A 26,472-nucleotide genomic window follows, 5' to 3' on the forward strand; every position below is an offset into this window, starting at 1 on the left:
TTATATCCTTTCGGTTCGTGGCTTATTCCTGCGACGTAATAATAGCATCGTCACTGCTCCCAGCACGAAACCGCCCACCCCGGCTGCAACTGCTAGAATCCGCCCCAATTGTTGAGCAGCATTCAACACTGGGTTATTCAACAGATTTAATCTTAATACGACTAAGTGGCAGTTGAGCGTAGTCGAAACTCCACAATCACCTAGGAGTAAATGTTTCGGCTCCCTTCCCTACGGGACGCTACGCGTAGCTTTCTTCCCCGGAGGGGTACGACTACGCTCAGGGCATGTCGCTCAACAACCAGGCAGAAGGTTTCCGCAGATACCCACCGCAAATCTGGTACACTATCTTTTAGTTGGCGCTGTCGCAAAATCTCAACTCCCGCGACTGTCGCCACTCTATAAATTTTTTCCAGCACATACACAAGCTTTAATTTACAGCAGTTTGCAGCTAAATGAGGTACAGAACTAAGGATTCACAAATCAAATTATTCTTCTCCCTCCTGCCTCCTGCCTCCTGCCTCAAAACCAGTGACTTTGTACCTCATACAAAAGAAAACTGCTGTAATAGGGTGCGTTATGGAATTTATTCCTAACTCACCGAAATTCTCTGACGGTGTGTTACGCTGACGCGATAACACACCCTACAAAATGAGATTATTGAGTTAAGAGGCTGAGAAATCTAAACTTTGCCGAATTGAGGAAAGGAAGATGGTGAGAAATCTTTGCTCATAGTTGCAACTGGTGATCTGGGTTAGAACTAACTTAGCGATCGCCACAGTGACAAGATAATTCAAATGGCTCAAGGCTGAATAGTCTTCGCCGACTGGTTAAATAACAATTCTCGTAACTTATCTGGATCGAGCGCTTCAGTTTTGAATGCTTCTGCTTTCTCGTAAGCGCGAATTGTTGCCGGACGGGCTTTAATTGCCTCAAACCAGCGTTTAACATGAGGAAAATCCTCTAGTTTTTGACTTTGGAGTTCATGAGGCACAATCCAGGGATAAGCAGCAATATCGGCGATGGAATAATCGCCAGCCACAAATTCTTTATCTGCTAGTTGCTTATTTAGCACTGCATATAAGCGTCCTGTCTCATTCACGTAGCGGTTAATGGCATATTCAATCTTTTCGGGAGCATAAGTACTAAAGTGATGATTTTGTCCCGCCATTGGCCCTAATCCTGCCATTTGCCAGAACAACCATTGTAAAACTTGAGTGCGATTACGTAAATCTTGGGGGATTAATTTCCCGGTTTTTTCTGCCAAATATAGCAAGATTGCCCCAGACTCAAATATCGAAATTGGTGCGCCTCCATCTGCTGGTTCGTGGTCAACGATCGCAGGCATACGATTGTTAGGAGAAATCTTCAGAAATTCTGGCTTAAATTGATCTCCAGCCGCAATATTCACAGGAATTATAGTGTATGGTAAGCCTACTTCTTCCAAGAAAATTGTAATTTTATGACCGTTTGGAGTTGCCCAATAGTAAAGTTCAATCATGGTTCTTTTCCTAAAATTGTGCAATTGTTTTGTAGGTTAATAGTGTATTCCAGACATTTCTTAATTACGAATTGCGAACTTGTACTGAGTTTCGACTTCGCTCAACTACCGCGTAGCCGTAAAGCCTGCGGCATAGCTACGCTTCGGGCGCAGCCTCTCCAAGAGTTGTATTACGAATTACGAATTAGATTGTGGTGCTTTTGCGATCGCAGCCCAAACTCTATGGTGAACCTGAAGAATTGGTGTAGGATATTGTGTTTCGAGCAATGTTGCCAATTCCTGGTCAAATACTTCTACTTTTTCTGGTGTCAAACTGGCTCCCACACCAGCACTCGCCCGAATTCGTCCCCGCCAGTCTTCGTGTGTATAAGAGACAAATACATCGTAAGAAAATGTGCGGATTTCTCGGAATCCTCCTTCGCCAATATCTTGTAACCACTGGGGATACAATCCATTACCGCCGTCCAAATTCCACGCGGGATTATGAGCTTTGATCAGTCGTTCTGTTGCTTGAACTACATTACCTTTTAAGGGTATCCAATCAAAATGTGCGATCGCGAGCAAGCCATTTACTCTCAATATACGAGTAATTTCCTGGACAGCACGTGGACGGTCAAACCAATGCCAACACTGTCCAGCTGTCACCACATCTGCGCTGGCGTCTGGTAACTCGGTATCCTCGGCAGTTGCGACTCGATAATCTACTTTCAGTTGGACAGCTTCGCTTAACAGTCTCGCTTGTTCTAAAAGTGAGGCTGATGGATCTATGGCAATTACATCAGCACCTCTATCGGCAAAGCCCCGCGCTAGTGTTCCTGTTCCGGTGCCGAGGTCAACAATATTCTGCCCTGGTAAACCTATACCATATTCAGACAGTTTGTTAAATAATGAACTGGGAAAGCCAGCGCGGTGTTTTGCATAATCAGTAGCAGTTGCACCAAAATCAATTTTCATACCTGCAAAACTATTTTTGTAACAATTGTTTAGGTTAGAAGTTCTCTACCCACGGACGTAGTTTTACTTCATCCTGTTGATTTGCATGAATACTACCATCTAATTCAATAATTAGTAATTTTTCGTGACAATAAAAATCAGTGATATATCTACCAATATTATGTTGTCTGCGAAATTTTATATTTAACAAACGTCTATTTCTTAAACATTTCCATAATATTTCTTCTGCTGGTGTTTGTTGTTTTCTTAACTTGCGGGCGCGTTCTAATAATACTTTCGGAATTTGTCGGTTACTACCAGCTAATTTAGAGATTTCTGCCCTCACCCCTAGCCCCTCTCCCTCTGGGAGAGGGGAACAAGATAAATCTTGTTGATATTTATTCTCTTCTTCCTCTTCTTCTTGACTCCCTCTACCTTTGGGAGAGGGTTGGGGTGAGGGCTGATATTCCATAATTCTGCACCTACAACAAACTCATTTGTCCCCTTATCTTTCCCCTTTTTTATCCAGACTTAGAGCGGTTATAAGTTTTGATTAATCTTTTAGACAATGCAAATTATCAAAAAGTTGCTGCACATCTACACCCACTTGCGATCGCAGCTTAATTTCGATACTTTTTTTAAAGTAACCTATACAATGGACGGCTGCTACCCCCAGCAAGGGAGGCAGCAGCCTAATGAGCAGCATTTCCATCCAGAGAAACGAGATTTGAAAAGGGTTTGGGCTTAAGTTGATACCAACGCCCTCAACCCTCAACTCCTCTTAACCTTGAAGCGCATCCTCTTGATGGGTTTCGATTACACAGTCAGAAGTGGCATAAGCAACGCAGGTGAGGACAAATCCCGCCTTAATTTGATCGTCGTCTAAGAAGTTCTGATCGTCTTGGTTGACTGTACCTGAAATCAGCTTGCCGGTGCAGCTAGAGCAAGAACCAGCGCTACAGGAATAGGGCAAGTCAAGATCATAGTCATTGTTAGCAACCTCTAAGATGATCTCGTCATCAGGGACTTCAATTATGTGTTCGCCGTCTGGAGTACGCAATGTAACGTTGTAAGTTGCCATGTAAAAATTCCTAACTCAATATAAACTCCATTTTTGATACTACGGGTTTATGTGCAGCTAGTCTAGAGTGAAATCTGGTTGATTATTCTATATCCTGAAAAGCTTAGTCTGAACTGGAAGTAAGAGTAAAAAATGCTGCGATCGCTTCAGCAAATCCCTCAAATGAACTATAATCTCTAGCCACGATAGAGACATTCATACCCAACTTTTGGGCATTAGCAGTTGTATAAGGGCCAAAACATGCAATCACACAATGTTCATAATCGCTTTGTGAGTTGACCATTGTCAAAAAGCTTTCTACTTCCGCCGTGCTACTAAAGGCAATTACATCAATAATTCCTTCACGCATCAGGTTTAATTCCATACCGTAGATAGTTTTATCTAAGCCCTGCGTAATATATGTGGGTACGCGAGTTACTTTTATGCCCAATTGTTGCAAATCTGTAATTAAATTGGGTACAACATCAGGCTCAGACAAACCCACAACCTCTGGAGCCGGGATCAGCACTTTTTTCTCATGAATTTGCGGCAGTTTCGCTAATTCAGCCACAATTCCGGCTGGGCTAGGTTCGGTTGGGATTAAATCTACCTTGCCACAAAAAGACAATAAGCTTTCTGCGTCTTTTCCTAAAGCACATAAGTGACATTTTTCCACCGCAGAGGTGGGAATATTTAAATCATTCATGCGGTGAAAAAATGCAGTGATGCCATTTCTACTTGTAAAGATAATCCAATCAAATTCGTCTATGCGGGCTAAAGCTGCATCTAACTGAGTATATTTTGATAAATAGCAGGTTTCGATGGTAGGCATGAAAACAGGTAAAGCACCTTTTTTAATGATTTGTTCGGATAACCTATAAGCATAATTTCTCGGTGCTGTTACTAAAATTCTTTTGCCATAGAGAGGTAAGTTTCTAGATGGAGTCAACAGGTTGATTTCTCTTGATTCGGTGTGCATTGGTTCATCTCCTATTTCATTGCTATTCCACCTTAGAACGCAATACGCTTGAAATTTTCCCTTTCACCGACCATGTACATCGCTTCAAATCTGAAAAAGAATCTAGAGATGTAGCATTACTAGGTCTCTACAAGGGTTTTAGATAACGCATATTTAATTTCACTCCTATGTCTATTCAGCAAGACCAAAAAGCTGATGTAAATCCTAGCCATTTTTCTAGGATGAATTCTCCCCATTTTTCCGATGCCATCTGTGTTGATAAAACGGCACGATATGAACATCTAAGAAAGTTGGCAGAAAAATCTTATGTCTTCATTACTGGCTTTGTCAAACAGTTTAGCTGACACCGTAGAACAAGCTGGAAGTGCTGTAGTTGCGGTAAATGGCGGTACTCGTGTTTCCCAAAGTGGCATTCACTGGCGTAATGGCATTATTGTTACCTCTGATGAGTGCCTCCAGCGCTATGACAATATCACCATTACCTTATCAAATGGTAGTACTGCACCAGTAACACTCGTCGGTCATGACTCTAGCACCGATATAGCTGTTTTTAAGCTAGAAAATGTAGAAATACCCGTGGCAAAAGTTGGCGATGCTAAAACGCTCAAAGTTGGGCATCTGGTATTAGGACTGGCAAGAGGTGGCGAAGGTGATTTAAGAGCGGCGATGGGTGCAGTGAGTGTGGTTAGCGGTGCTTGGCGGAGTATGAATGGCGGGAATATTGACCAATTCATCCGCCCAGACATCACCTTATACTCTGGCTTTGCAGGTGGGCCGCTCGTAGATGCGGCGGGTTTTGTGGTAGGCATGAATACATCGGGGCGGCGTGGTACTGCTCTGACTATTCCTACTGCTACAGTCGATCGCGTAGTTGACCAATTAGTAGCAAAAGGACGCATTTCTAAGGGCTACTTGGGTGTGGGAATGCAACCTGTGCGTTTACCAAATAACCTGAAAACTGCTCTCAATTTAAGTTCGACAACTGGGGTAATTGTTGTCAACGTTGAAGCTGCGGGGCCTGCTGACAATGCAGGTGTGCTGCTTGGCGATGTTTTGGTAACGTTCGATGGCGTAACTGTGGGCGACACAGGTGATGTGTTGGCGCTGCTCAATAGTAGCGATCGCATTGGTAAAGCTGTCAACGTGCAAGTTGTTCGGGGTGGAGTGTTAATTGAGTTAGCGATCACAGTTGGCGAACGACCTACAAAGGAGGAATAATCCCAAATTGGGATGAGTTTAACTAGCTTTGTGAAGATTTATCTAAATTTTCTATTCATTTGAGCTTCTGAACTCAAAACTTTGACCTCTGAACACGGAACTTTGACCTTTTTGCTCAAATGTTTAAACTTTGAACGTGGAACTTCGACTTTTTTGCTTGAACATTCAAGCTTTGAACGCGGAATTTTGACCTTTTTGCTCAAACGTTCAAGCTTTGAACTCGGAACTTTGACCTTTTTGCTCGAACATTGAGCTTCTGAACTCGGAACTTGCACCTTTTTGCTGGAACGTTTGATTGATTTTACTTTGACACGCTCAAAAACTGTATAACATGGCAAACACAACATTAACTAACGTCGCTGCGGAACTGACAGAGGTAGCTGCTAAATTACGCCTACGCACTGTCAAAGTAAAAAGCGGCTCTCTGGGAGTCGGTTCTGGCGTAATTTGGCAACCTGACGGACTAATTATCACTAATGCCCACGTGGCAACCAGCAATCGCGCAACTGTGGAATTAGCAGACGGAAGGGTATTTGATGCGGTGCGTACACAATTCGATCCACAGCAGGATTTAGCAGCCCTGAAAATTGTTGCCACTGATTTAACTGCTGCAACTATCGGCAATTCTGAAGCGCTACGAGTGGGTGAATTAGTCTTAGCGGTGGGTAATCCCTTTGCTGACAGTGGCGCTGTGACAACTGGAATTATCCATGCAAATAATCCACGAGCAGTTATGGCCGATTTGCAGCTGTATCCTGGTAATTCTGGGGGGCCACTTGCCGATTGTCAAGGCTTTGTCGTGGGAATTAACACGATGATTGCTAATGGTTTGGCTGTGGCAGTTCCCAGCAACACCGTTGAGCGTTTTTTACAGGGAAATAGTCGTCCGCGGCTGGGAGTTACACTGCAACCTGTGCTTTTAAGTAGGCGTAGCTTGGGTTTATTGGTGCTGTCAATTTTACCTAACAGTGCAGCAGAAAATGCTGGTGTGCAAATCGGCGATGTTTTAATTGGAGTTTCGGGGCGATTATTCACTAGCATGAATGATTTAACCAAATATCTCCATGAAAGTAAAGGATCTGTGCCGCTACAACTCTTACGCGGTAGACAGCAATTCGTGATTTATGTTGCCGTGCAGTCCGATAAAACTGCTGTGGAGGCGACATGATCCGGGTGATGGTGGTTGCCACTTCCCCTGTGGTGCGAGCAGGGTTATCAGCTGTGGTAACTACCAATCCTCGGTTAACGGTTGTGGGGAGTGCATCCGATTTGGATGTCTTGGCGAGTGAAGTTGGGCAATTACAGCCGGATGTGGTGCTGGTAGATTTGAGCGGGAATTTTCAACAAGCGGTATGGGAAAAATTGCTGGTTATTCAAGAACAGCAATACCCACTAGGAACGATCGTCATTGTTGAAGAACTCGACAGCATCGACTTAGAGACAGCCTTACGTTCTGGTATCCGCGGGATATTGCCCAGTAATAGTACAGAGTCAGAAATTGTTGCGGCTGTAGAAGCGATCGCTTTTGGTTTGCTGGTGCTGCACCCGGATGCTGTAGAATTACTGTCTATCCGCGAAAAAGTGGTAACGAATCCCGTACAAAGCTTGACACCACGGGAAATAGAGGTTTTAGGAATGCTTGGGTCAGGCTTGGGAAATAAAGCGATCGCAAAACGTTTACATATTTCTGAGCATACCGTCAAATTTCATCTTTCATCCATTTTTCAAAAGCTCAGTGTCTCTAGCCGCACCGAGGCTGTTGCTGTGGGTGTGCGACTGGGTTTGATTATGCTTTGATCTTTAGTCATTTTTTTAAATGTTGAGCTTTATTTAGCCTTAGAGAAAATTTGGGTTGGTTGGGAATCCTAAATAAAGCACTACTCAAGCTTAGAAAAATGATACCTGTCCTTCCCGGTTACAACTTTATTGAAGCTCTGCATGAAGGTGTGGATACTGTTATTTATCGCGCTTCCAAGGATTTAGATCAAACCCTTGCGATCGTTAAAGCCCTGAAAGCCGAGTATCCCAGCCTCGAAGAACTAACCCGACTCAGACATGAATATAAAATATCACAGACATTAGTAGATATAGAAGGAATTGTTAAGTCTTTAGCTTTAGAAAATCATCATAACGGTTTAGCCCTAATTTTGGCAGACTTTGGTGCAGAATCTCTGAAAAAGTATATTAGCGATCGCCAATTGTCATTAACCGAATTTCTCACAATAGCCATTCAGCTAGCATCCACTCTGACTCAACTACATCAAGCCAAAATTATTCATAAAGATATTAAACCTGACAATATCGTTATTAACCCAAAAACCGGGCAAGTTAAAATTATCGACTTCAGTATTGCATCGCGGTTAGAAAAAGAAAATCAAAGCATCAGCAATCCTAATTTATTAGAAGGCACTCTCGCCTATATGTCACCGGAGCAAACCGGACGAATGAATCGGTCAATTGATTACCGTACCGACTTCTATTCTTTAGGCGTTACTTTTTATGAAATGCTGACAGGTTCGCTGCCCTTTAATGCTGCTGACCCTCTGGAATTTGTTCATTGCCATATTGCAAAAAACCCAATAACGCCTCAAGAGTTCAATCCAAAAATTCCCTTAGCGGTTTCTGACATTGTAATGAAATTGTTAGCTAAAACTGCTGAAGATAGATATCAAAGCTCTCTAGGATTAAAAGCCGATTTAGAAACCTGTCTGACTCAGTTACAAACGGATGGCGAGATTTCCCACTTTATTGTCGGTCAACTAGATTCATACAGCCAATTTTCCATCCCGCAAAAACTCTACGGGCGGGAAATAGAAGTTGCTACTTTGTTAGAAGCATTCGATCGCGTCAGTTCTGGTACTACAGAAATGATGCTAGTTTCTGGTTACTCAGGCATCGGTAAATCGTGTTTAGTTTCCGAAGTTCATAAACCGATTGTGCGCCAGCGAGGTTATTTTATCTCCGGTAAATTTGACCAATTCAAGCGGAATATTCCTTTTGCTTCTCTCATTCAAGCATTCCAAGATTTGATGCGGCAATTGCTAACAGAAACCGATGACCAAATCGCCGTTTGGAAATCAAAGCTAATAGATGCTCTCGGTTCCAATTGTCAAGTAATTATAGACGTTATTCCCGAATTAGAACGGATTATTGACCCGCAGCTAGCAGTTCCTCAATTAGGTTCATCAGAATCACAAAACCGATTTAATCGGGTATTTCAACAATTCATTCATGTATTTAGTCAACCCGAACATCCGCTAGTTTTGTTTCTGGATGACTTGCAGTGGGCAGATTCAGCTTCCCTCAAGCTTATCCAGTTAATTATGACCGACCCAGATAGCCAATATCTATTGCTAATTGGTGCGTATCGAGATAACGAAGTAAGTGTCACTCATCCTTTGATTCAGACCTTGGAGGAGATTCAAAAGACTGGTGCGATCGTAAATAACATTATCCTCCAGCTTTTGGATATTGCTCATGTCAATCAGTTAGTAGCCGATACTCTTCGTAGTGAAGTTTTAAAGGTAAAGCCGCTAGCTGAATTAGTTTTTACAAAAACCCAAGGCAACCCATTTTTCTTAACTCAGTTACTCAAATCTCTTTATCAGGATAATTTGTTATCCTTTGACTTTGAGCGCAGTTTTTGGCAATGGAATATTGAGTTTATTCAGGGAGTTAATATAACTGATAATGTCGTTGAATTGATGGTTAGTCAAATTCAAAAGTTATCTGAAAAAACCCAGAGCGTATTAAAGTTGGCTGCCTGTATTGGAGACAAATTTACTTTAGATATGTTGACGATTATTAATAAAACATCTCAGTCAGAAACAGCAGCCGATTTGTGGGAAGCTCTGCAATCAGGTTTGGTTCTACCCCTCAACAATTCCTACAAAACACCGCTTGTTTTTGACTCAGAACAAATGGAGACTGAGAATAGGCGATCGCACATTAACCAGCCCCCATCACCCATCACCTATAAATTCTTACACGACCGGGTGCAGCAAGCGTCTTATTCTCTCATTCCAGATGATCAGAAAAAACAGACTCACCTAAAAATCGGTGAATTGCTACTCAAACATACCTCAGAAACGGACATTGAAGAAAACATTTTTGAAATTGTCAACCAACTGAATGTTGGTGCTGAATTCATTACCCAACAGCCTCAAAAAGATAGACTGGCTCAACTCAATCTTATAGCTGGACAGAAAGCAAAAGCAGCAACAGCGTATGAATCATCTGTTAAATATTTAAATGTAGGTTTGGAACTACTTGCGGCAGATAGTTGGCAGTGTCAGTATGACATGACACTCAACCTCTATGTAGAAACAGCAGCAGTAGAATTTCTCAACACTAATTTCGAGCGAGCAGAAATGCTTTCTGATGTAGTTTTGTCACAAGCAAAAAATCTACTCGATCGAGTCCAGGTGTATGAGACAAAAATGCAGTTTTATATTGCTAAAAACCAAATGCAAGCTGCGTTAAATACTGGATTGCAAGTGCTGAAAATGCTAGGTTTGCCTTTAGCAGCTAAATCCCCAACAAGACTGACTAGATTGAATTTAGGAGGAAAACGGATTGAGGATTTAATAGAATTGCCAGAAATGACTGATGTTTATAAATTAGCTGCCCTGCGAGTTTTGATAAATTTGATTCCTCCGGTTTATATTGCAGCACCCGAACTTTATCCCCAGGTCGTTTTTAAAATGACCAATCTCTGTCTCAAAGATGGAAACTCTCCTCTGTCAGCTTATGCGTATGTACTTTATGGAATGTTCCTATGTGGCGCTTTTGAAGACATGGATTCTGGCTATCAATTTGGTCAGCTAGGCTTAAAGCTGTTAAATCAATTCAATGCGAAGGAGATGACGGCGAAAATCTATGAAACATTTAATTATTTTATCAGGCATTGGAAAGAACCAGCTATTAATACTATAGAGCCGTTAATTGAGGGTGTCCAAAGAGGGCTAGAAACAGGAGATTTAGAATATGCTTCTTATTCGGCTTGTTTTTATTGTACGCATTTGTTTTTTATCGGTGAAAATCTAGAAATAGCTCTCCAAAAACAGGCACATTATATTGCTTTGATGCAAAGAACCAAACAAGAGTTTCAAATAATTTATGCTAAGATAGTCCGACAAACAGGTTTAAATTTAATTAAGAAAACATCGGAACCATATCGATTAATTGGCGAAAGTTTTGATGAAAATAAAATGTTGCCAATTTTGATAAATAGCAATAATTACATGGCTATTTATCCTATCTATGTTTCTAAACTGATTCTGGGTTATTTATTTAAAAATTACGATCGCGCCGCTGAGAATGCCTTGCTGGCAGAAAAATACGAACAAGGTGGACTAGGGTTGATGTACAAAGCCGAACACAAGTTCTACTCCTCTCTGACTCTCCTAGCTTTGTATTCCGGTGTATCAAAAAGCGATGCCTACGGCAGCAAGCTACGCCAACAATATTTCAGCCAAGTGATAGCGCAGCAGAAAAAAATGAAGCAATGGGCGTTGCATTCTCCTGCCAACTATCAGCATAAATACGATCTCGTGGAAGCAGAAAAAGCGCGAGTATTGCAACAAGATGCCAAAGCGATCGCGTTTTATGACCGAGCAATAACTGGAGCCAGAGAACATGGATATATTCAAGAAGAAGCCCTAGCCTCGGAACTAGCAGCAGAGTTCTATTTCGCTTGTGGTAGAGAGAAAGTTGCTAATACTTATCTCAACGATGCCTACTATGGATATGGTTGTTGGGGAGCGAAGGCAAAAGTCAAAGACTTGGAAAAAAGATATCCCCAACTATTTCGGATATCAAAGCGAGAAACCGTCAGTACGAACGCGACTCGGATAATTAGCTCTACGGATGAAAATGCTTCCGACTCGCTGGATTTAGCCACAGTTATGAAAGCATCTCAAGCTCTTTCTGGAGAAATAGTTTTGAGCAATTTGCTCGCTAAATTAATGACAATTGTGCTAGAAAATGCTGGCGCTCAAACAGGCTACCTAATTTTAGAAACATCAGGAGACTTACTAATAGAAGCATCAGGGGCAGTAGACAAAACCGATGTAACTGTGCTACAAAAAATTCCAGTATCAACCAGTCAGCAGCTACCAATTTCACTGATTAAGTATGTAGCCCGAACTAAAGAAAATGTTGTCCTCAGCAATGCAACTTGTGAAGGAACATTTACCACAGATACATACATCGCTACCCATCAACCCAAATCGGTTTTATGTACACCGCTCATCCATCAAGGAAAACTTAGTGGCATCCTTTATTTAGAAAATAATCTCACCATTGGCGCATTTACATCAGATCGCTTAGAAGTATTACAACTGTTATCCTCTCAAGCGGCGATTTCCATTGAAAATGCTCGTCTTTATAAAGACTTAAAATTAGCCAACACTAACTTAGAAGCCAAAGTACAAGAACGAACTTTAGAGTTACAAGAAAAAAATGTGCATCTGCAAAAAGCAGAAGAAACTGCACAATCAGCCAACCGTGCTAAGAGTGATTTCCTCGCCAACATGAGTCATGAACTGAGAACACCACTTAATGGCATTTTGGGTTACGCCCAAATCCTCAAGCGTGAAAAAAGTTTAACTAACTCACAAAAAGATGGTGTGAACATTATTTATCAGTGTGGCGACCATCTCTTAAACCTGATCAATGACATTTTAGACCTCTCTAAAATTGAAGCGAGAAAAATGGAACTCCACCTAACGGATTTTCATTTCCCAGAATTTCTCGAAGGCATTGCCGAAATCTGCCGTATCCGTGCCGAACAAAAAGGTATTTGCTTAATTTTTGAACAGGTTACTCAACTTCCTATAGGTGTCAAGGCTGATGAAAAACGGTTGCGGCAAGCTTTGATTAACTTACTGGGTAATGCCGTTAAGTTTACTGAAACTGGAGGCGTGGCTTTCAAAGTCGGCTATCAGGAAGGTAAAATTCGGTTTCAGGTGGAAGATACAGGAATTGGCATGGCACCAGAGCAATTAGAAGAGATATTTTTGCCATTCCAGCAGGTAGGAGATCACAATCGCAAAGCAGAAGGAACGGGATTGGGACTGGCAATTACCCGCCAATTAGTTCAGATGATGGGTGGCGAAATCCAGGTTAAGAGTAGCTTAGGAAAAGGGAGCATTTTCTTCTTTGATTTAGATTTGCCCGAAGTTTCTAAATACGCTGATGTTATCAAAAAAGAGCAACGAAATATCCAAAGTTTTAAAGGCGATAAGCGGAAAGTTATCGTGGCAGATGACAGACCAGAAAATCGGGCAATTTTGGTCAAGATGCTATCGCCTTTAGGATTTGAAATGATCGAAGCAGTAGATGGTCAAGATTGTCTTAATAAGGCATTTGAATTAAATCCAGATTGTATCTTAATGGACTTGATGATGCCTCAAATGAATGGCTTTGAAACTACACGCCGCATTAGGCGATCGCCTGAACTAAAGAATGTAATAATAATTGGCACTTCTGCCAGTGTTTTTGATTTCGATCTCAACAAAAGTAGAGAGGCGGGTTGCAATGATTTTCTACCTAAGCCCATCCGCATAACAGAGCTTTTAGAAAAGTTACAGTATCACTTAGAACTGGAATGGATTTATGAAGATGGTGAAAAAGTATCTAAAGGTAATCAAGCAGAGAACTCTCAGCAATCATTGGTAGTTCCCTCCGCAGACGAAATTGCAATTCTGTTGAATTTAGCAATGAAAGGCGATCTTAAAGGTATTGTAGAACAAGTTGATTGTTTGGAAAAAATGGATGTAAAATATGCACCTTTTTCTTTAGAGTTGCGTCAGTTAGCTAAAGGTTTTCAAGTTAAAAAAATTCGTGAAATTTTAAAAAACGTAGGGGTAAATTAATGAGTATTTTAAACATCGAAAATGGCATTATTTTAATCGTTGATGACAACCCGACAAACTTAGGAGTGTTATTTGATTTCTTGGCTGATTCTGGCTTCCAAGTGTTGGTGGCGCAGGATGGCGAAGATGCAATTGAACAGGTCGAATATGCTCTCCCCGATCTAATTTTGTTAGATGTACTCATGCCTGGTATGGATGGGTTTGAAACTTGTGAACACTTGAAAGCTCAAGAATCAACTAAAGACATCCCCGTAATCTTTATGACGGCGCTTTCTGAGACGGTTGATAAGGTCAGAGGGTTGAATCTTGGGGCAGTGGATTACATCACTAAGCCGCTTCAGCATGAAGAAGTTTTAGCCCGTGTCAAAATCCATTTAAGCATCCGAAATCTGACTAAAAGACTACAAGAGCAAAATGTGCATCTAGAACAGGAGATTCAAGAGCGGACTAAGGCAGAAAACGCCCTCTTAAAACTGACATCTGAGTTAGAAGAACGGGTGCAAGAAAGGACATCTGCACTTGGAGAATCTAATCATCTGCTGCAACAGGAAATCCAAGAGCGCATTTTGACAGAGCAAGCATTGCAGGAATCAGAAGCACGCTATCGAGAACAAGCCAATCAGCTAGAACTTGCCTTTCGCCAACTTCAAGAAACTCAAAGTCAACTGGTTCATAGTGAGAAAATGTCTAGTCTAGGACAATTGGTGGCGGGTGTCGCCCATGAAATTAACAATCCCGTCAACTTTATCTATGGGAATTTGATTCACGCCTATGAATATACCCAAGGCTTACTCGACCTCTTGAACCTCTATGCTAAGTACACTCCCTCACCGCCACCTGAAATTCAACAACTGGCTGAGGCGATAGATTTAGAATTTCTGAGTGAAGACCTACCTAAATTGCTGAGTTCGATGAAGGTTGGGGCTGACCGCATCCGCGAGATTATTCAGTCGTTACGGATTTTTTCACACGTGGATGAAGCCCAAATGAAGCCAGTGGATATTCACGCTGGGCTAGATAGCACGCTGCTGATTTTGCACAATCGGTTTAAAGCTAGTTCTAACCAACTAGGGATTCAACTTGTTAAAGAGTATGGCGATCTACCGCTTGTGGAGTGTTATGCAGGACAACTCAACCAAGTGTTTATGAATCTACTGGCGAATGCAATTGATGCTTTGGAGGAATATGATAAAGAGCGATCGCCCCAGGAAATTTACTTTTGCCGCAGTACGATTCGGATTCGCACCGAAGTAACTGACAATGAGTTTGTGACTATTTGGATTGGCGATACTGGCCCCGGAATAACAGAAGAAGTACGCGATCGCCTATTTGACCCCTTCTTTACAACAAAACCCGTAGGTAGAGGCACGGGTTTAGGCTTGTCGATTAGCCAGGAAATTATTGTTTCTAAACATGGTGGTCAAATAACGTGTATCTCAGCACCCGGTCAGGGAACAGAGTTTATGATTAAAATTCCGATGCGATCGCACCCTTTAGAATTGACTGTGCCTGCATCGTCCTATTTTGCCTAAACTAAAAACTTTTGAAAACGCTTGTATGAACATTTTAATGCTATCTTCCACTTTTCCTTACCCACCAACGCGCGGAGGAACCCAAGTTAGAACATTTAATTTACTCAAGTACTTAAGTCAACGCCATAATGTCACCCTTGTGACTCAACGCGAGAGTGATGTTACAGACGCAGAAGTAGCAGGATTACGTGATTGTGTAGATCATCTCGTTATTTTTGAACGCCCGCCAGATTCTCGATCCACCGGAATATTCAAGAAAATACAGCGATTTGGGAGATTTTTGCAGCAGGGAACACCGCCAAGTGTACTTGACCGCTACTCAGTTGAGATGCAAACATGGGTTAATAACTGGGTGGAAGCGGGAAAATGTGATGTCATTACCTGCGAACATAGTGTTAATGAGATTTATGTGCAGCCACATTTTCAGAAACAGCTAAAAACCATCGTTAATGTTCATAGTTCTGTTTACGCTACCTGTCAGAACCAATTAGCAACAGGCATTTCCGAAAATTCACTCAGAGACAAAATTAATCTGCCACTTTTGTGGCGTTATGAGCAAAACTACTGCGCTAAATTTTCGGCAATTGTGGCGACAACACAAGAAGATAAAATTCAACTACAAGAATTTAACCCCAATAGTGAAATTACAGTTATTCCCAATGGCGTAGATTTAGTTTCTTTTCCTAGGCGTACCACCGATCCCGGAGGACATCGCCTAATTTTTATTGGTGCAATGGATAATTTAGCAAATATTGATGCTGTCTGCTTTTTCAGCAACGAAGTCTTGCCAGAAATCCAAAAATTCTATCCCGATACAACTTTTGATATTGTCGGTTCTCACCCAGTGGCAGAAGTTTTAGCACTTGATAAAAAACCAGGAATTAATGTGCTAGGGCGTGTACCTTCGATGGCAGAATATTTACATCGAGCCACCATCTGCGTTGTACCGATGCGGACTGGGTTTGGTATTAAAAATAAAACTTTAGAAGCAATGGCAGCTGGTATACCTGTAGTAGCCAGCGATCGCGGCTTAGAGGGATTAGCTGTAGATGTTGCTAGTCATCCATTACGGGCATTACGAGCCAATAAACCAGCAGAGTACGTCACCGCTATTAGTCAACTATTCGAGCGTCCACATCTGCGTTCAGAATTGTCTCACAATGGCAGAGAACTGGTAGAAACAGAATTCACTTGGGATATGGCTGGTAAAAGCTATGAACAAGTTTGTCTTGGGAGAGAGTAATACTAATTCGTAATTCGTAATACAACTCTTGGAGAGGCTGCGCCCGAAGCGTAGCTATGCCGCAGGCTTTATGGCTACGCGGTAGTTGAGCGAAGTCGAAACTCAGTACAAGTTCGTAGTTCGTAATTAGCACACATTAAAAATGCTTGTCTAGATAATTGCTAATTGTTCTTTCTTATCTCTGTGGGATAAATATGTGTAGAGACGTTGTATTGCAACGTCTCTACATCGATCGTACAAATGATCTTATCTAAATCGTATTGGTTTTTAGTTATCTCATGAATCAGCACATCAATTATTGTCAAATCTAGTCGAACAACCTAACACAAGTAATTTCTTCTGCTTACGCTTATTCTTATTCTTGAGAGTAGTCAAATAATTATCAACGTAGCGAAAAGCAGCTTCACCGTCGTAATCAGCAATGGCTATAGCTTGTAAGAAAACCTTTGAGGGAATTTCAAACCCTAAAAATTTTTCTGTTAAAATTAACAAATCTTCATCTGTAGCAGGAAAAGTAGTTTCTTCTGTATCTTCGTAATCAGAAAATATATCATCGATTAATGCTTTATACACTTTGTACCTCCCCAAAAGCATAAGATGCAAAGCCTGTAATGAAGTTTAGCTGCTGATCGCGAGTTTGTAAGTTAACAGGGAGTTCAGTACCACCACATCCGATTTCCCGTAAAATTTCCAAACAATAAGCACCGAGTTGAGTGTATGGAGCTTGCTCCAATTCTTGAGCTACTTCTAGAGCCATCTCCAGATTGACTTGGATAACCGTCTTTACAGGGTTGGTCATAAATCCGCCCTCATAAACTGGATGCTCTAAGTTTTGATCACAAGCAGAAATAGCGTAACGGTGTTTTTGCGGAATTTATGAAGAGGGGAAATTAAAGTATCAGCGCATTTGCGGTAATGTACCCAAAGTTATGCAAACTAGTCCCAGAGTAGGCAATTTATATCTAAGTGCGATCGCTTGCCATAATACGTATAAATATCTACAAATATTCCAATATTCTTGCTAATATACTTACTTTTTGTGGGGTAAGCCACAAAGCCCACCCCACAATATTGGATAATTTATTTGTTATAAATCCATGATATCTAGTCTTGCTCGGTAGTTTAACAAGAGAGGCAGTGTTTCGACTACCTTCTGTCTCCTGCCTGGTTATTGAGTTTCGACTACGCGGCAGTTGAGCGTAGTCGAAACACTACCTCCTGCCTTCTTCACGCTTTAACCTTAGCTTTAGACCAGACACCATTTTCATCTTCATCATATTGTTGGTGAATAGTCTCCCAAGCAGCTTGTTCGGCTGTGAACTCGTCACTTCTTTCATTGAGTACAGCATTATATCGTTCAATGAATGTACTCTGAGCTTCATCAGAAAGATGAGCGCGAACTTCAGGCGACAAGTCTGCTGGACTGTTGCACTGTCCAGAACAAGAACGAGCCAGAGTTTTCTCAATCGTATTAATTTCTTCGCCACCAGCACTTTCGAGCAGCAATTGAAATTCGCCAGTGCGATCGCTCGGAACTTCTGCCATCACGAAAAATTCGCCAGCTTGTAAGCGAGTTTGGTAGATAGCCGCTTTATCTTCTGGCATCCCCAAAGTAGTCAGAACCGATACTAAACCTAAACCTGCACTACCTGCGATCGCTCCGCTAGCAGCCCCCAACAACACCGCACCAATAGGTCCTGCTGCCACAATTGGCCCAACAAAGGGAATAAACAATACGCCTACACCCGTAAGCAAGCTGAGAAAGGAACCAAACAAGGACCANAAAACTGCTCCTGTTCTCAAACCCCCTAGAATCACATCTTTTTTACTAATAAAGCCAGCGATTCTCGTTTCCGACTGGAAATTTCTGCCCATGACCGAAATATGATCTCTAGGCACACCCCTGTCTAATAAACGTCGAATTACATCATCAATTTGCTTCTGCTCTTTGAATACAGCAGAAATAGTACGTTCTGCTTTATATACTTCTGGCACTTAAAAACTCCCTGTATTATGTTGTTTTTGCAATAAAGATGACCAATCAATTTTGGATTTGAGTTAGATTGACTGCACTCATAACGGAAAACCACGCGGTGGACGGGTTCTCCGACATAAAAGAGCTAGTCGCATGGATGCGTCTCCCAACTTGAGGCCACTAGCGTCAAGTTAAAACCAATTTTCAATTCCAAAATCCAAAATTGGCATCGTGAAGAGGTAGATGCAGGCAGATTAATTCTTTTACACCACTTAAAAGCAGGGTTGATTCCTGCTTTTAACTAGTTTCACAGATAGTCATCCTCAACTCAGACGTTACAGCACTTACGGCAGCTATGAGGTACATCCTCAAAGCTGAAAGCTATGATAGAAAAGGGCAAGAAGAAAAACTGTACTGTATTGCATAATAGCTGTCAGTGCTTTAACCCAAGTTTTTCTAGTCCTCTTCTAGAGGACTTGCACCATTAGACAGGGAATTCTATTCCCTGGCGGTCTATTCCCTGGCGGTCTATTCCCTGGCGGTCTGTATTGCATAATAGCTGTCAGTGCTGTATCAGCTATACACCTACAGGAGTCTTAGCCCCTGCTGCTGGCTTTCTACCATCTGCATCTATTGCCTCGCCTTCAATAAATGAACGGAGCATCCAAGCTATCTCTTCATGCTGTTCGAGTAGTCCAGTTAAAAAGTCAGCAGTTCCCTGATCGTGGAACTTTTCACCAGACTGATCCACATGATCTCTCAAATTACGAATAACCTGCTCGTGATCGTCCACTAAATTAGCCACCATTCCTGTTGCTGTGGGAACATTACCAGCATGTTCCTTGAGGGTAGCAAGCTTGAGAAATCCCTCCAATGTGCCAACTGGATAACCACCCAAAGCACGAACCCGCTCTGCCAAAGCATCAATATTTAGAGTCAGCTTTTGGTAGTGTTCTTCCCAAAGCTGGTGCAAAGAGCGGAACTGAGGACCAACGACATCCCAGTGGTACTTTTTGGTTTTCACCAACAGTAAATAGGCATCTGCCAAATCTTGATTCAACAGATTAATTACACCTTGACGCTGTTCTTCGGTCAAACCAATGTTTATCGCACGCATTATTTTCCATCCCTAAGCAAACTTATTTATTAATTTGCCAAATTTTCCCCATCATCCACATCAACCAAAGGAAACATTATGAGTTTAGATTAATTCTTACATTACATAGTTATACCTATGCCTTAATAGGTAGTACTATTCGGTCGATAGATAATTTGTAAGAATTCAGGAGTCAGAACTCAGGATTCAGAATAGTTAAAGAATCAGCAGAGCATTTGATGAATAAATATACTAATCATTCTAGATTCATGATAAATTATGACTCCTGACTCACCTCGGCTACGCCCTTCTCTACGAGAGGCTGCGCCCGAAGCGTAGCTGTGCCGCAGGCTTTACGGCTACGCTCAGGACAGGCTCGGCGACCACCTGGGTGCTGAATTCTGACGATAATTTATAAATATCAATTAGCTATATATCCTTGCTTTTTATCAGCTAAAAAAATAGAGATATTACTATTATAAATAATAATGGGTGATTGCGTAAAAGCAATCACCCATTATTAATGAAAAATTACTAAGGTATTAACTCTGTTACTTACCTGTAATTTTGTCTAACAAATTATTTGCTTTTTCTTCCACAGATTTTGCACCCTGAGAATTTTCAGGACTCTTTTGCTTGTCAATATCAGCTGCTCCTTGAACCTCATTGAGTCCTTTATTAGACTCTTTTTGAACCTGTTTCAATCCTTGTGGTGGTTCTTTAGCAGCTTCGTCAGTTTTGCGCTGAATTTCAAGCAGTTGTGTAGTACCTTCGGTGGGGTTACTTTGGTAACTATCAATTGCAAAAGCAGGAAAAGCATTAGAGAATAATACTATGGCGCAAGTAAAAGCCACTACTAGAAAACGTACTGGACGGAAAGTAGATAAAACAGAAGCAATTGTCTTCATTTGAAATCCTCGATAACAGCTTTAACAACGCAGAACTTTATACTAAAAGAGCGAAGCATATACCTTTACTTAACAATTTTAAGCAATGATAAAAATGGCAAGCTCCGCGTCAATTTAGAAGTTCTTGAAAAACGAACCTGACGAAGAAATTTCTTTTGTCTTTCTGCATCGGATTAGTAAGGGATAATAAGCAAATACCACCTTAATTCTTTAGCAAAATCATTAGATTTCACAAAATCATTAGATTTCTAATTGAAATTCTTCGTTTCAGGTTCCCTGTNNNCACTTTTACTCTGAAAAAGCGAACGTCTGCATCAATCTCTAGAATGAAGTTTACTGCATCTTTAGTTGCAATAAAATCATCCTCTAGGTATATCGACTTAATNNNGTTTTGGCAGAGTAATGGCTTTACTATNNNTGTTCGGTTNAGCTTGACTTTATCCAATTCCAAGAATTTTAATGATTATGCACTTGAGAGTAAATTTGTAAAGTATCAATTTATATAAAGATTCTTCTTAATCCCCTTTCATAAAAGGAGAAAAATAAATCTTTGCTTTAAACTTGATAAGTCTGCCTTATTACCTCTTCTATTGAACTTACCCGATGGAACACTTCTATTAATTCATGGGATCTTGTTTTTCGCTTCGCCAGTAGCACTTTTAATGGTGTCAAATAATGAACATCTGGATCGTCTCCTAAAGCAACTTCGGCTGCTTGCAAGACTTTTGTGGCATTCTCAAAAATATCTTCGTTGTCAAATGCTTCTTTTGCGGAAAGTTGGTGTAAGGCTGCATCGGGTACAGTTGCTCTACCTGGCAAGGTTTTATCTAATACCAAACCTTTCAATAATGCCAGCAAAGCTGCGTAGATGAAAAAATCATCACAGCTATCACAAGCCTTAAATTCGATGCGTCCCACTTCCGCCGGAATGCGGGCAATTTTTGTTAAGGAAGGTGTGCTATTAATCAGTTGTTCTTCTTTTTGAACAAAAACCAGAGTAGCTGGTCTTTTTCCAGTTCTGATAAATGTTCGTACCGATAGTCCATCCCATAAACCCCCATTATAAAAGGGAGAGCTATAACTAAAAGGAACGATATAGGGACTGTAATAAGTTAACTTTTTGCCAATATCAATCACATCTTCAGTTGACAAATCTGCCACTGAAATATTTAAATCTGGCCCATAAGATACCATGTGAATATTCGCAGTTTGTTCGTCAGGATAAGCTTCTAACTGTTTGATTTCATAATCGTTTAATGGGGGTTGAGGCTCAAAAGCTGGATTGTAAGGATTGAAACTAACCAAAACTGGTGATAAGCCAAAGTCAGCGGCAACCTTACGTAGCAAGTCAAAACTTTCTGATAATTCAGTAATAGCGCCTTGAATATTAGAATGGATAGTTGTTCTAATCTCAATACCTTTAACATGACAATCTATCACTTCATCAGAATCCGCAAATCTTTCAAATCCCTCAATGTACCATCTCTTCATTTTAATACCCGCATCGCCGACGCGGAGTTGAGGATAGTCACTGGGGTATGTGGGTAGCCTTGCAATAATTTGATTGAAATCAGCAAATTTTGTGTGGAAAAAATCAGCAAACTTTCCTTCTTTGTTTAAGAAAGCGACTTCATGTTCAATGCCAAAGAAAAACATTAATATATACCTTAATTTTTTAGAGTTAACCTAATTTAACTAATGCCAAGCGATCGCAATCCCATAGAGAAGGAAGTAACATCAGTAAACGATTCATTAGAGAAAAGCGTCGGCGATATTTAGCTGGCAGGTTCGCATACTTAGAAAACTCCATCACTCTGTAGCGCAAATTACAGTCTTGAACCTTATAAATATTTGAGATACTCCAATCGAATTCACTTTAAGCAGAAAAATTCTCAATAACGGTACAAATGGATTTTACCTTAAGACCGACTGTTGCGATTTGAAAACTTCTCTGATTTATTTTTCTGTGTTGCTTCTACTATCTTCATAGTCACTGGGTAGGGTAGCGTAGTAGTGACTGAGGAAAGCTTGAGACGTGAGTTTATGACAAGTACCGTTCAATCCCCCTACAGCAGCGAACAGATTGCCGCTTGGTTGCGTGGACTGCTTACTATTGCTTGGGCTGATGGTAATTTTGATGACCAAGAACAGGAATTAATTGCCAGCATCACCGAAAATGAATTAGCTCCTAAGATTAAATTCGATTCACTAGAGGTAATTACCGCAGAGGAATTAGCCGCAGCGTTGGGTAAAGGTACACCAGCCGCAGAAAATTTCTTAAGGACAGCGATAATGGTAGCGATCGCAGATGGTACTTATTCTCCCAGCGAAGATGAGGTTCTGCAACAGTTCTGCCAAGCCTTGGAACAGCCAGAGGAGTTACTCGAAGCCCTTCGCCAAACTCTGGAATACCCACAGCAAATTACCCCCACTATTGCCAGCCCTGGGCTGACAAAGCGTCAAATTAATGCCCTACACCCCCTGCAAGACTGGCTCGATGGGCTAGATATCCAAGACCCAAGAGTAGCCCGCTTTTTGTGTAAAATGATTCCTGCCCAGTGCCCTTTTGAGCGGGATGTCACCCTATTTGGACGCAAGATTGTGCATATACCACCGATGTGTAAAATCAACCCGTTATATGAGCAACTGGTAGGCTTACGTTTCCGCGCCCTCTCCTATTTAGCAGATAAATGCGGTGAAGATGTTTCACCATATATTTGAGTAGGGGGCAGGGGAGTAGGGGAAAAGGTTAAAGGTTAAAGGGAAAAGGAATAAATTTAATCTTTCCCCTTTTCCCCTTACTCCTTTCCCTTTCCCCATACCCAATGCCCAATAAATAGTTCTGTAGTTGAGTGGAAAATCTGACTCTGCTTTTGGGAATACTTGATTTATTCACCTGACTAATCTAGAACTCAGGCATCATCAATATGAAAGGGATTAAACCATCTCTATATTTTGTACCCTTTTCCTTACCTTTGTATTTGCTTTCTGGTTTAACAGCACAGGTACAAGCTCAGTCGTACCATGCCAATAAAACTTGGCAAGTTAGTCAAACATTTAAGCCACCACAGCGGGGAAAACCTCCCGCAAGTGCTGGTGGTTCTACCCGTGGTAGCTCTTGCCTAACAGGCAAAAAACTGATAATTCCCTTAATGCCTCCAGATAAATTAGGGTTGACATTTGCTCAACATCCAACATTTTTCTGGTATATACCTCCATCTCAACTCAAAACAGCCAAGTTTCTGCTCTTGACTGAAGACCAGAATATATTTTATGAAACCTCTTTTACACTTCCAAATAAACCAGGAATTATTAGCTTTAAACTTCCTGATAGTGCCCCTGCACTTGCTGTAGGTAAAACTTATCACTGGTACTTAACAATTGTTTGTAATACTCAAGACTCTAGTGAAAATCCGACTGTAGATGGTTGGGTGGAACGCACTCAGCCAGAAGTAACCTTGTCGCAAGCGTTAGCAAAGGCAAATTTGTACAAGTTGCCCACCATCTATGCAGAAGCTGGGATTTGGCATGAAGCGCTGACTAGTTTAGTGCAGCTACGCCGGACTGAGCCAAATAATTTCAAAGCAAGGCTGGATTGGAGACAATTTTTCAAGTCTGTAGGTTTGAATGCGATCGCTTCCGAACCATTGATTGATTGTTGCACATCTAAGAATTAACCACAAAATTCAAAAAGGGTATTGGACATTGGGAAAACTCCTAACTCCTAACTCCCAACTCCTAACTCAGCACTCAGCACTCAGCACTCAGCACAAAATATTATGTGGGCAAAGCTGAAACCGCACATCTGGCAATGGCGGGGTGTTTTACTTGCTGTTCCCAATATTACAGCTCTGGTGATTGCACTACGCTTGACTGGATTACTGCAATTGTTGGAATTGGCAGGACTAGATCAATTTTTTCTCCTCCGTTCACAAGAGTCGGCTGATACCCGCATTGTCATAGTTGAGATTAATGAGGCAGATGTCCGCAAGCAGGGACAATGGCCTATGCCTGATGGAAAACTTGCTAGTTTGTTAGAGAAAATCAAACAGCAAAAACCCAGAGCGATTGGTTTAGATATTTATCGTGATTTACCCGTCAATCCCGGTTATCAAGATTTACTTAAGGTTTTTAAGTCTACTCCTAATTTGATTGGAGTCCAAAAAGTCTCTGATACGATTGATAGTTCGGCGGTTGATTCATCTCCAGAACTGAAGAAACTTAATCAAATTGGGTCGAATGATTTACCCATAGATGGAGATGGCAAAATTCGACGAGCATTATTGTACGTAAATTTAAATCATGATGAGATTCTGGAAAGCTTTGGGCTAAAACTGGCATTGTTGTACTTGAAACCTGAAGGTATTACTGCCAAGCCATCGGCAACTAACTCTAATTACTTGCAGTTAAATCGGGGTGTTTTCCCAATTTTTGAAGCTAATGACGGAGGTTACGTCCGAGCCGATGCGGGGAGTTATCAAGTGCTGTTGAATTACCGAGGACGGATACAGCAGTTTACTAAAGTCTCTCTTACCGAAGTGCAAGAGAACCGCATCCCACGAGATTTAATGCGAGATAAGGTGGTATTAATTGGTGCTACCGCTGAGAGTTTGAAAGATTTATTCTATACGCCTTACAGCAGTAATGTCTTGACTGACCCGGAACGAATGGCGGGTGTAACAATTCATGCTAATTTGATTAGTCAAATTTTAAGTGCGGCAATGGAAGGTCGTCCACTGATTAAGTGTTTACCTGAGCCGCTAGAATGGCTATCAATTTTGATTTGGTCAATTATTGGTGCTAGCTTATGTTGGCTGCAACGCCACAGTAGCAACCAGAAAAACCTCATGGCTGTTAGTGTTTTGTTGGTAGGCGGCGGCTTAATTGGTGGCAGCTTTTTGGCGTTTTTGGCTGGTTGGTGGATTCCCGTTATCCCTTCAATGCTGGCTTTTGTTGGTTCTGCGATCGCACTTACTCAGTATATTGCTCAAAGTGCTACCGAGATGCGAAAAACCCTCGGTCGCTATCTAACTGATGAAATCGTCGCCAATATCCTCGAAACTCCTTCTGGATTAAAGCTAGGAGGAGAACGCCGAAAAGTTACGGTTCTTGTGTCTGATTTAAGAGGATTCTCGGCTATTTCCGAACAATTGCCCCCGGAAGAAGTAGTAAAGATTTTGAATCTTTATTTGGGAACAATGACAGATGTGATTAACCAATATAAAGGCACGATTAATGAGTTTATGGGTGATGGTATTTTTGTGATTTTTGGTGCGCCAATTAGTCGCAAAGATGATTCTGAACGAGCAATCGCTTGTGCTATTGCCATGCAATTGGCAATGGAGCAAGTGAACAAACAAAATCAGCAAATGAATTTCCCAATCCTCGAAATGGGAATCGGTATTAATACAGGCGAGGCTGTGGCGGGGAATGTTGGTTCTCAAAAACGCGCTCAATATACAGTCATTGGCAGTCATGTTAATTTGGCCGCTCGAATTGAGTCTTATACAGTGGGAGGACAAATTTTAATTTCCGAAAATACCTGTAAGGATGCCAATATTGACCTCCAAATTGCTGGGAAACTACAAATAGAACCAAAGGGAATAAAACACCCTGTGACAATTTGTGAAATTCGTGGCATTGGCGGTAAATATAATTTATTCTTGCCTAAATATGACGAAGACATAATTGTTCTGACTCAAAAAGTGTCTGTAGAATACTCCATTTTGCAGGGGAAACATACAGTAGGAACAGTATTTATGGGGGAATTGATTAGCCTCTCAGAAAAAGGAGCGCAGCTGCAATCGCCACATTCTTTAGAACTCTTGAGTAATCTCAAACTCAAGTTATTGATTGAAGCAGAAATGGCTACAGAAGAAGATATCTACGCCAAGGTGATTGAACAGTCTCATGTTGACGAGCATCTTTTTCTACTTCGGTTTACAGCAGTTCCCCCAAAAGCTAACGCAATTCTCAATGCACTGCGTCGAGCTGGGGTGAGATTAAGGTATCAATCTTGAAATGGCAACAAAGGGAGGTGTATGTAAATAGGATAAACCGAAAAATTAGGTAGTCTAGCTTTTTCTAAAACAGTAACAATTGTTGCTGATACAACCAAGCGATCGCGGTAATATTTTGGACTTAAGCCCGATC

At 41.3% G+C, this 26,472-nt stretch carries 24 protein-coding genes; 10 read left to right on the top strand and 14 right to left on the bottom strand.

Annotated elements, in window-relative coordinates:
- From QUD05_RS32010 to QUD05_RS32040, 7 genes are all read right to left on the bottom strand, one after another.
- On the bottom strand, window positions 1-141 hold the full coding sequence (locus QUD05_RS32010; protein WP_289799556.1) for a hypothetical protein: 141 nt from the start codon (window positions 139-141) through the stop codon (window positions 1-3).
- 658 nt (window positions 142-799) lie between these two features.
- Window positions 800-1,498: a glutathione binding-like protein gene (locus QUD05_RS32015; protein WP_289799557.1), complete on the bottom strand. Its 699-nt coding sequence runs from the start codon at window positions 1,496-1,498 to the stop codon at window positions 800-802.
- A gap of 177 nt (window positions 1,499-1,675) precedes the next feature.
- A complete protein-coding gene (locus tag QUD05_RS32020; RefSeq protein ID WP_289799558.1) occupies window positions 1,676-2,452 on the bottom strand; it encodes a class I SAM-dependent methyltransferase in 777 nt (258 codons plus the stop codon).
- A 34-nt stretch (window positions 2,453-2,486) separates the two neighbouring features.
- Window positions 2,487-2,903, bottom strand: a complete 417-nt coding sequence (locus QUD05_RS32025; protein ID WP_289799559.1) for an endonuclease domain-containing protein — start codon at window positions 2,901-2,903, stop codon at window positions 2,487-2,489.
- 81 nt (window positions 2,904-2,984) lie between these two features.
- On the bottom strand, window positions 2,985-3,137 hold the full coding sequence (locus QUD05_RS32030) for a hypothetical protein (protein WP_289799560.1): 153 nt from the start codon (window positions 3,135-3,137) through the stop codon (window positions 2,985-2,987).
- 75 nt (window positions 3,138-3,212) lie between these two features.
- The gene (locus tag QUD05_RS32035; RefSeq protein ID WP_289799561.1) at window positions 3,213-3,512 is read right to left on the bottom strand and encodes a 2Fe-2S iron-sulfur cluster-binding protein; all 300 of its coding nucleotides are present in this window, start codon (window positions 3,510-3,512) and stop codon (window positions 3,213-3,215) included.
- Window positions 3,513-3,615: 103 nt separating this feature from the next.
- Window positions 3,616-4,470 (bottom strand): uroporphyrinogen-III synthase, encoded by an 855-nt coding sequence (locus QUD05_RS32040; RefSeq protein WP_289799562.1) that lies wholly within the window; start codon window positions 4,468-4,470, stop codon window positions 3,616-3,618.
- A 167-nt stretch (window positions 4,471-4,637) separates the two neighbouring features.
- Here QUD05_RS32040 and QUD05_RS32045 point away from each other — a divergent pair, with 167 nt between their 5' ends.
- The 7 genes from QUD05_RS32045 to QUD05_RS32075 all read left to right on the top strand — a co-directional run bounded on the left by QUD05_RS32045 (window position 4,638) and on the right by QUD05_RS32075 (window position 16,340).
- Window positions 4,638-4,814 carry a hypothetical protein gene (locus QUD05_RS32045; protein ID WP_289799563.1) on the top strand — a complete coding sequence of 59 codons (177 nt, stop codon included), beginning with the start codon at window positions 4,638-4,640 and terminating at the stop codon, window positions 4,812-4,814.
- A complete protein-coding gene (locus QUD05_RS32050; RefSeq protein ID WP_289799564.1) occupies window positions 4,777-5,688 on the top strand; it encodes a S1C family serine protease in 912 nt (303 codons plus the stop codon). Before QUD05_RS32045 ends, QUD05_RS32050 begins: the two co-directional genes overlap by 38 nt.
- 331 nt (window positions 5,689-6,019) lie before the next feature.
- Entirely contained in the window at window positions 6,020-6,856 is an 837-nt protein-coding gene (locus QUD05_RS32055; RefSeq protein WP_289799565.1) for a S1C family serine protease, read from the top strand.
- Window positions 6,853-7,485: a response regulator transcription factor gene (locus tag QUD05_RS32060; protein ID WP_289799566.1), complete on the top strand. Its 633-nt coding sequence runs from the start codon at window positions 6,853-6,855 to the stop codon at window positions 7,483-7,485. The genes QUD05_RS32055 and QUD05_RS32060 overlap by 4 nt, the downstream gene beginning before the upstream one ends.
- A 98-nt stretch (window positions 7,486-7,583) precedes the next feature.
- Window positions 7,584-13,565 (top strand): hybrid sensor histidine kinase/response regulator, encoded by a 5,982-nt coding sequence (locus tag QUD05_RS32065; RefSeq protein WP_289799567.1) that lies wholly within the window; start codon window positions 7,584-7,586, stop codon window positions 13,563-13,565.
- Window positions 13,565-15,097, top strand: coding sequence for a hybrid sensor histidine kinase/response regulator (locus QUD05_RS32070; RefSeq protein WP_289799568.1), 1,533 nt, complete (start codon window positions 13,565-13,567; stop codon window positions 15,095-15,097). The genes QUD05_RS32065 and QUD05_RS32070 overlap by 1 nt, the downstream gene beginning before the upstream one ends.
- A 25-nt stretch (window positions 15,098-15,122) precedes the next feature.
- A complete protein-coding gene (locus QUD05_RS32075) occupies window positions 15,123-16,340 on the top strand; it encodes a glycosyltransferase family 4 protein (RefSeq protein ID WP_289799569.1) in 1,218 nt (405 codons plus the stop codon).
- Window positions 16,341-16,631: 291 nt separating this feature from the next.
- Here QUD05_RS32075 and QUD05_RS32080 read toward each other — a convergent pair whose 3' ends face one another.
- The 7 genes from QUD05_RS32080 to QUD05_RS32110 form a co-directional block, all read right to left on the bottom strand.
- Complete coding sequence (locus QUD05_RS32080; RefSeq protein WP_289799570.1) at window positions 16,632-16,913, bottom strand: hypothetical protein; 282 nt, start codon at window positions 16,911-16,913, stop codon at window positions 16,632-16,634.
- A complete protein-coding gene (locus tag QUD05_RS32085) occupies window positions 16,906-17,139 on the bottom strand; it encodes a hypothetical protein (protein ID WP_289799571.1) in 234 nt (77 codons plus the stop codon). Before QUD05_RS32085 ends, QUD05_RS32080 begins: the two co-directional genes overlap by 8 nt.
- Before the next feature lie 428 nt (window positions 17,140-17,567).
- A complete protein-coding gene (locus tag QUD05_RS32090) occupies window positions 17,568-18,335 on the bottom strand; it encodes a ChaB family protein (RefSeq protein ID WP_289799572.1) in 768 nt (255 codons plus the stop codon).
- Window positions 18,336-18,892: 557 nt separating this feature from the next.
- Window positions 18,893-19,432: a Dps family protein gene (locus tag QUD05_RS32095; protein WP_289799573.1), complete on the bottom strand. Its 540-nt coding sequence runs from the start codon at window positions 19,430-19,432 to the stop codon at window positions 18,893-18,895.
- Window positions 19,433-19,962: 530 nt separating this feature from the next.
- Window positions 19,963-20,319 (bottom strand): hypothetical protein, encoded by a 357-nt coding sequence (locus QUD05_RS32100; RefSeq protein WP_289799574.1) that lies wholly within the window; start codon window positions 20,317-20,319, stop codon window positions 19,963-19,965.
- Between the two features lie 555 nt (window positions 20,320-20,874).
- Complete coding sequence (locus QUD05_RS32105; RefSeq protein WP_289799575.1) at window positions 20,875-21,975, bottom strand: glutamate-cysteine ligase family protein; 1,101 nt, start codon at window positions 21,973-21,975, stop codon at window positions 20,875-20,877.
- 25 nt (window positions 21,976-22,000) lie between these two features.
- Entirely contained in the window at window positions 22,001-22,129 is a 129-nt protein-coding gene (locus QUD05_RS32110; protein WP_289799576.1) for a hypothetical protein, read from the bottom strand.
- A gap of 233 nt (window positions 22,130-22,362) precedes the next feature.
- Here QUD05_RS32110 and QUD05_RS32115 point away from each other — a divergent pair, with 233 nt between their 5' ends.
- From QUD05_RS32115 to QUD05_RS32125, 3 genes are all read left to right on the top strand, one after another.
- Entirely contained in the window at window positions 22,363-23,040 is a 678-nt protein-coding gene (locus QUD05_RS32115) for a Mo-dependent nitrogenase C-terminal domain-containing protein (protein ID WP_289799577.1), read from the top strand.
- Window positions 23,041-23,246: 206 nt separating this feature from the next.
- Window positions 23,247-23,996, top strand: a complete 750-nt coding sequence (locus tag QUD05_RS32120) for a DUF928 domain-containing protein (RefSeq protein WP_289799578.1) — start codon at window positions 23,247-23,249, stop codon at window positions 23,994-23,996.
- Window positions 23,997-24,098: 102 nt separating this feature from the next.
- Window positions 24,099-26,339, top strand: coding sequence for a CHASE2 domain-containing protein (locus QUD05_RS32125; RefSeq protein WP_289799579.1), 2,241 nt, complete (start codon window positions 24,099-24,101; stop codon window positions 26,337-26,339).
- Window positions 26,340-26,472: the final 133 nt, after the last annotated feature.

Origin of the sequence: Nostoc sp. GT001 (genome assembly GCF_030382115.1) — a bacterium.
Lineage (GTDB): Bacteria > Cyanobacteriota > Cyanobacteriia > Cyanobacteriales > Nostocaceae > Nostoc.

Coding starts and splice junctions, on each gene's coding strand:
- QUD05_RS32015 (WP_289799557.1), bottom strand. CDS start 1,498: ATGATTGAACTTTACTATTGGGCAACTCCAAACGGTCATAAAATTACA.
- QUD05_RS32020 (WP_289799558.1), bottom strand. CDS start 2,452: ATGAAAATTGATTTTGGTGCAACTGCTACTGATTATGCAAAACACCGC.
- QUD05_RS32025 (WP_289799559.1), bottom strand. CDS start 2,903: ATGGAATATCAGCCCTCACCCCAACCCTCTCCCAAAGGTAGAGGGAGT.
- QUD05_RS32030 (WP_289799560.1), bottom strand. CDS start 3,137: ATGCTGCTCATTAGGCTGCTGCCTCCCTTGCTGGGGGTAGCAGCCGTC.
- QUD05_RS32035 (WP_289799561.1), bottom strand. CDS start 3,512: ATGGCAACTTACAACGTTACATTGCGTACTCCAGACGGCGAACACATA.
- QUD05_RS32040 (WP_289799562.1), bottom strand. CDS start 4,470: ATGCACACCGAATCAAGAGAAATCAACCTGTTGACTCCATCTAGAAAC.
- QUD05_RS32045 (WP_289799563.1), top strand. CDS start 4,638: ATGTCTATTCAGCAAGACCAAAAAGCTGATGTAAATCCTAGCCATTTT.
- QUD05_RS32050 (WP_289799564.1), top strand. CDS start 4,777: ATGTCTTCATTACTGGCTTTGTCAAACAGTTTAGCTGACACCGTAGAA.
- QUD05_RS32055 (WP_289799565.1), top strand. CDS start 6,020: ATGGCAAACACAACATTAACTAACGTCGCTGCGGAACTGACAGAGGTA.
- QUD05_RS32060 (WP_289799566.1), top strand. CDS start 6,853: ATGATCCGGGTGATGGTGGTTGCCACTTCCCCTGTGGTGCGAGCAGGG.
- QUD05_RS32065 (WP_289799567.1), top strand. CDS start 7,584: ATGATACCTGTCCTTCCCGGTTACAACTTTATTGAAGCTCTGCATGAA.
- QUD05_RS32070 (WP_289799568.1), top strand. CDS start 13,565: ATGAGTATTTTAAACATCGAAAATGGCATTATTTTAATCGTTGATGAC.
- QUD05_RS32075 (WP_289799569.1), top strand. CDS start 15,123: ATGAACATTTTAATGCTATCTTCCACTTTTCCTTACCCACCAACGCGC.
- QUD05_RS32085 (WP_289799571.1), bottom strand. CDS start 17,139: ATGACCAACCCTGTAAAGACGGTTATCCAAGTCAATCTGGAGATGGCT.
- QUD05_RS32095 (WP_289799573.1), bottom strand. CDS start 19,432: ATGCGTGCGATAAACATTGGTTTGACCGAAGAACAGCGTCAAGGTGTA.
- QUD05_RS32100 (WP_289799574.1), bottom strand. CDS start 20,319: ATGAAGACAATTGCTTCTGTTTTATCTACTTTCCGTCCAGTACGTTTT.
- QUD05_RS32105 (WP_289799575.1), bottom strand. CDS start 21,975: ATGTTTTTCTTTGGCATTGAACATGAAGTCGCTTTCTTAAACAAAGAA.
- QUD05_RS32110 (WP_289799576.1), bottom strand. CDS start 22,129: ATGGAGTTTTCTAAGTATGCGAACCTGCCAGCTAAATATCGCCGACGC.
- QUD05_RS32115 (WP_289799577.1), top strand. CDS start 22,363: ATGACAAGTACCGTTCAATCCCCCTACAGCAGCGAACAGATTGCCGCT.
- QUD05_RS32120 (WP_289799578.1), top strand. CDS start 23,247: ATGAAAGGGATTAAACCATCTCTATATTTTGTACCCTTTTCCTTACCT.
- QUD05_RS32125 (WP_289799579.1), top strand. CDS start 24,099: ATGTGGGCAAAGCTGAAACCGCACATCTGGCAATGGCGGGGTGTTTTA.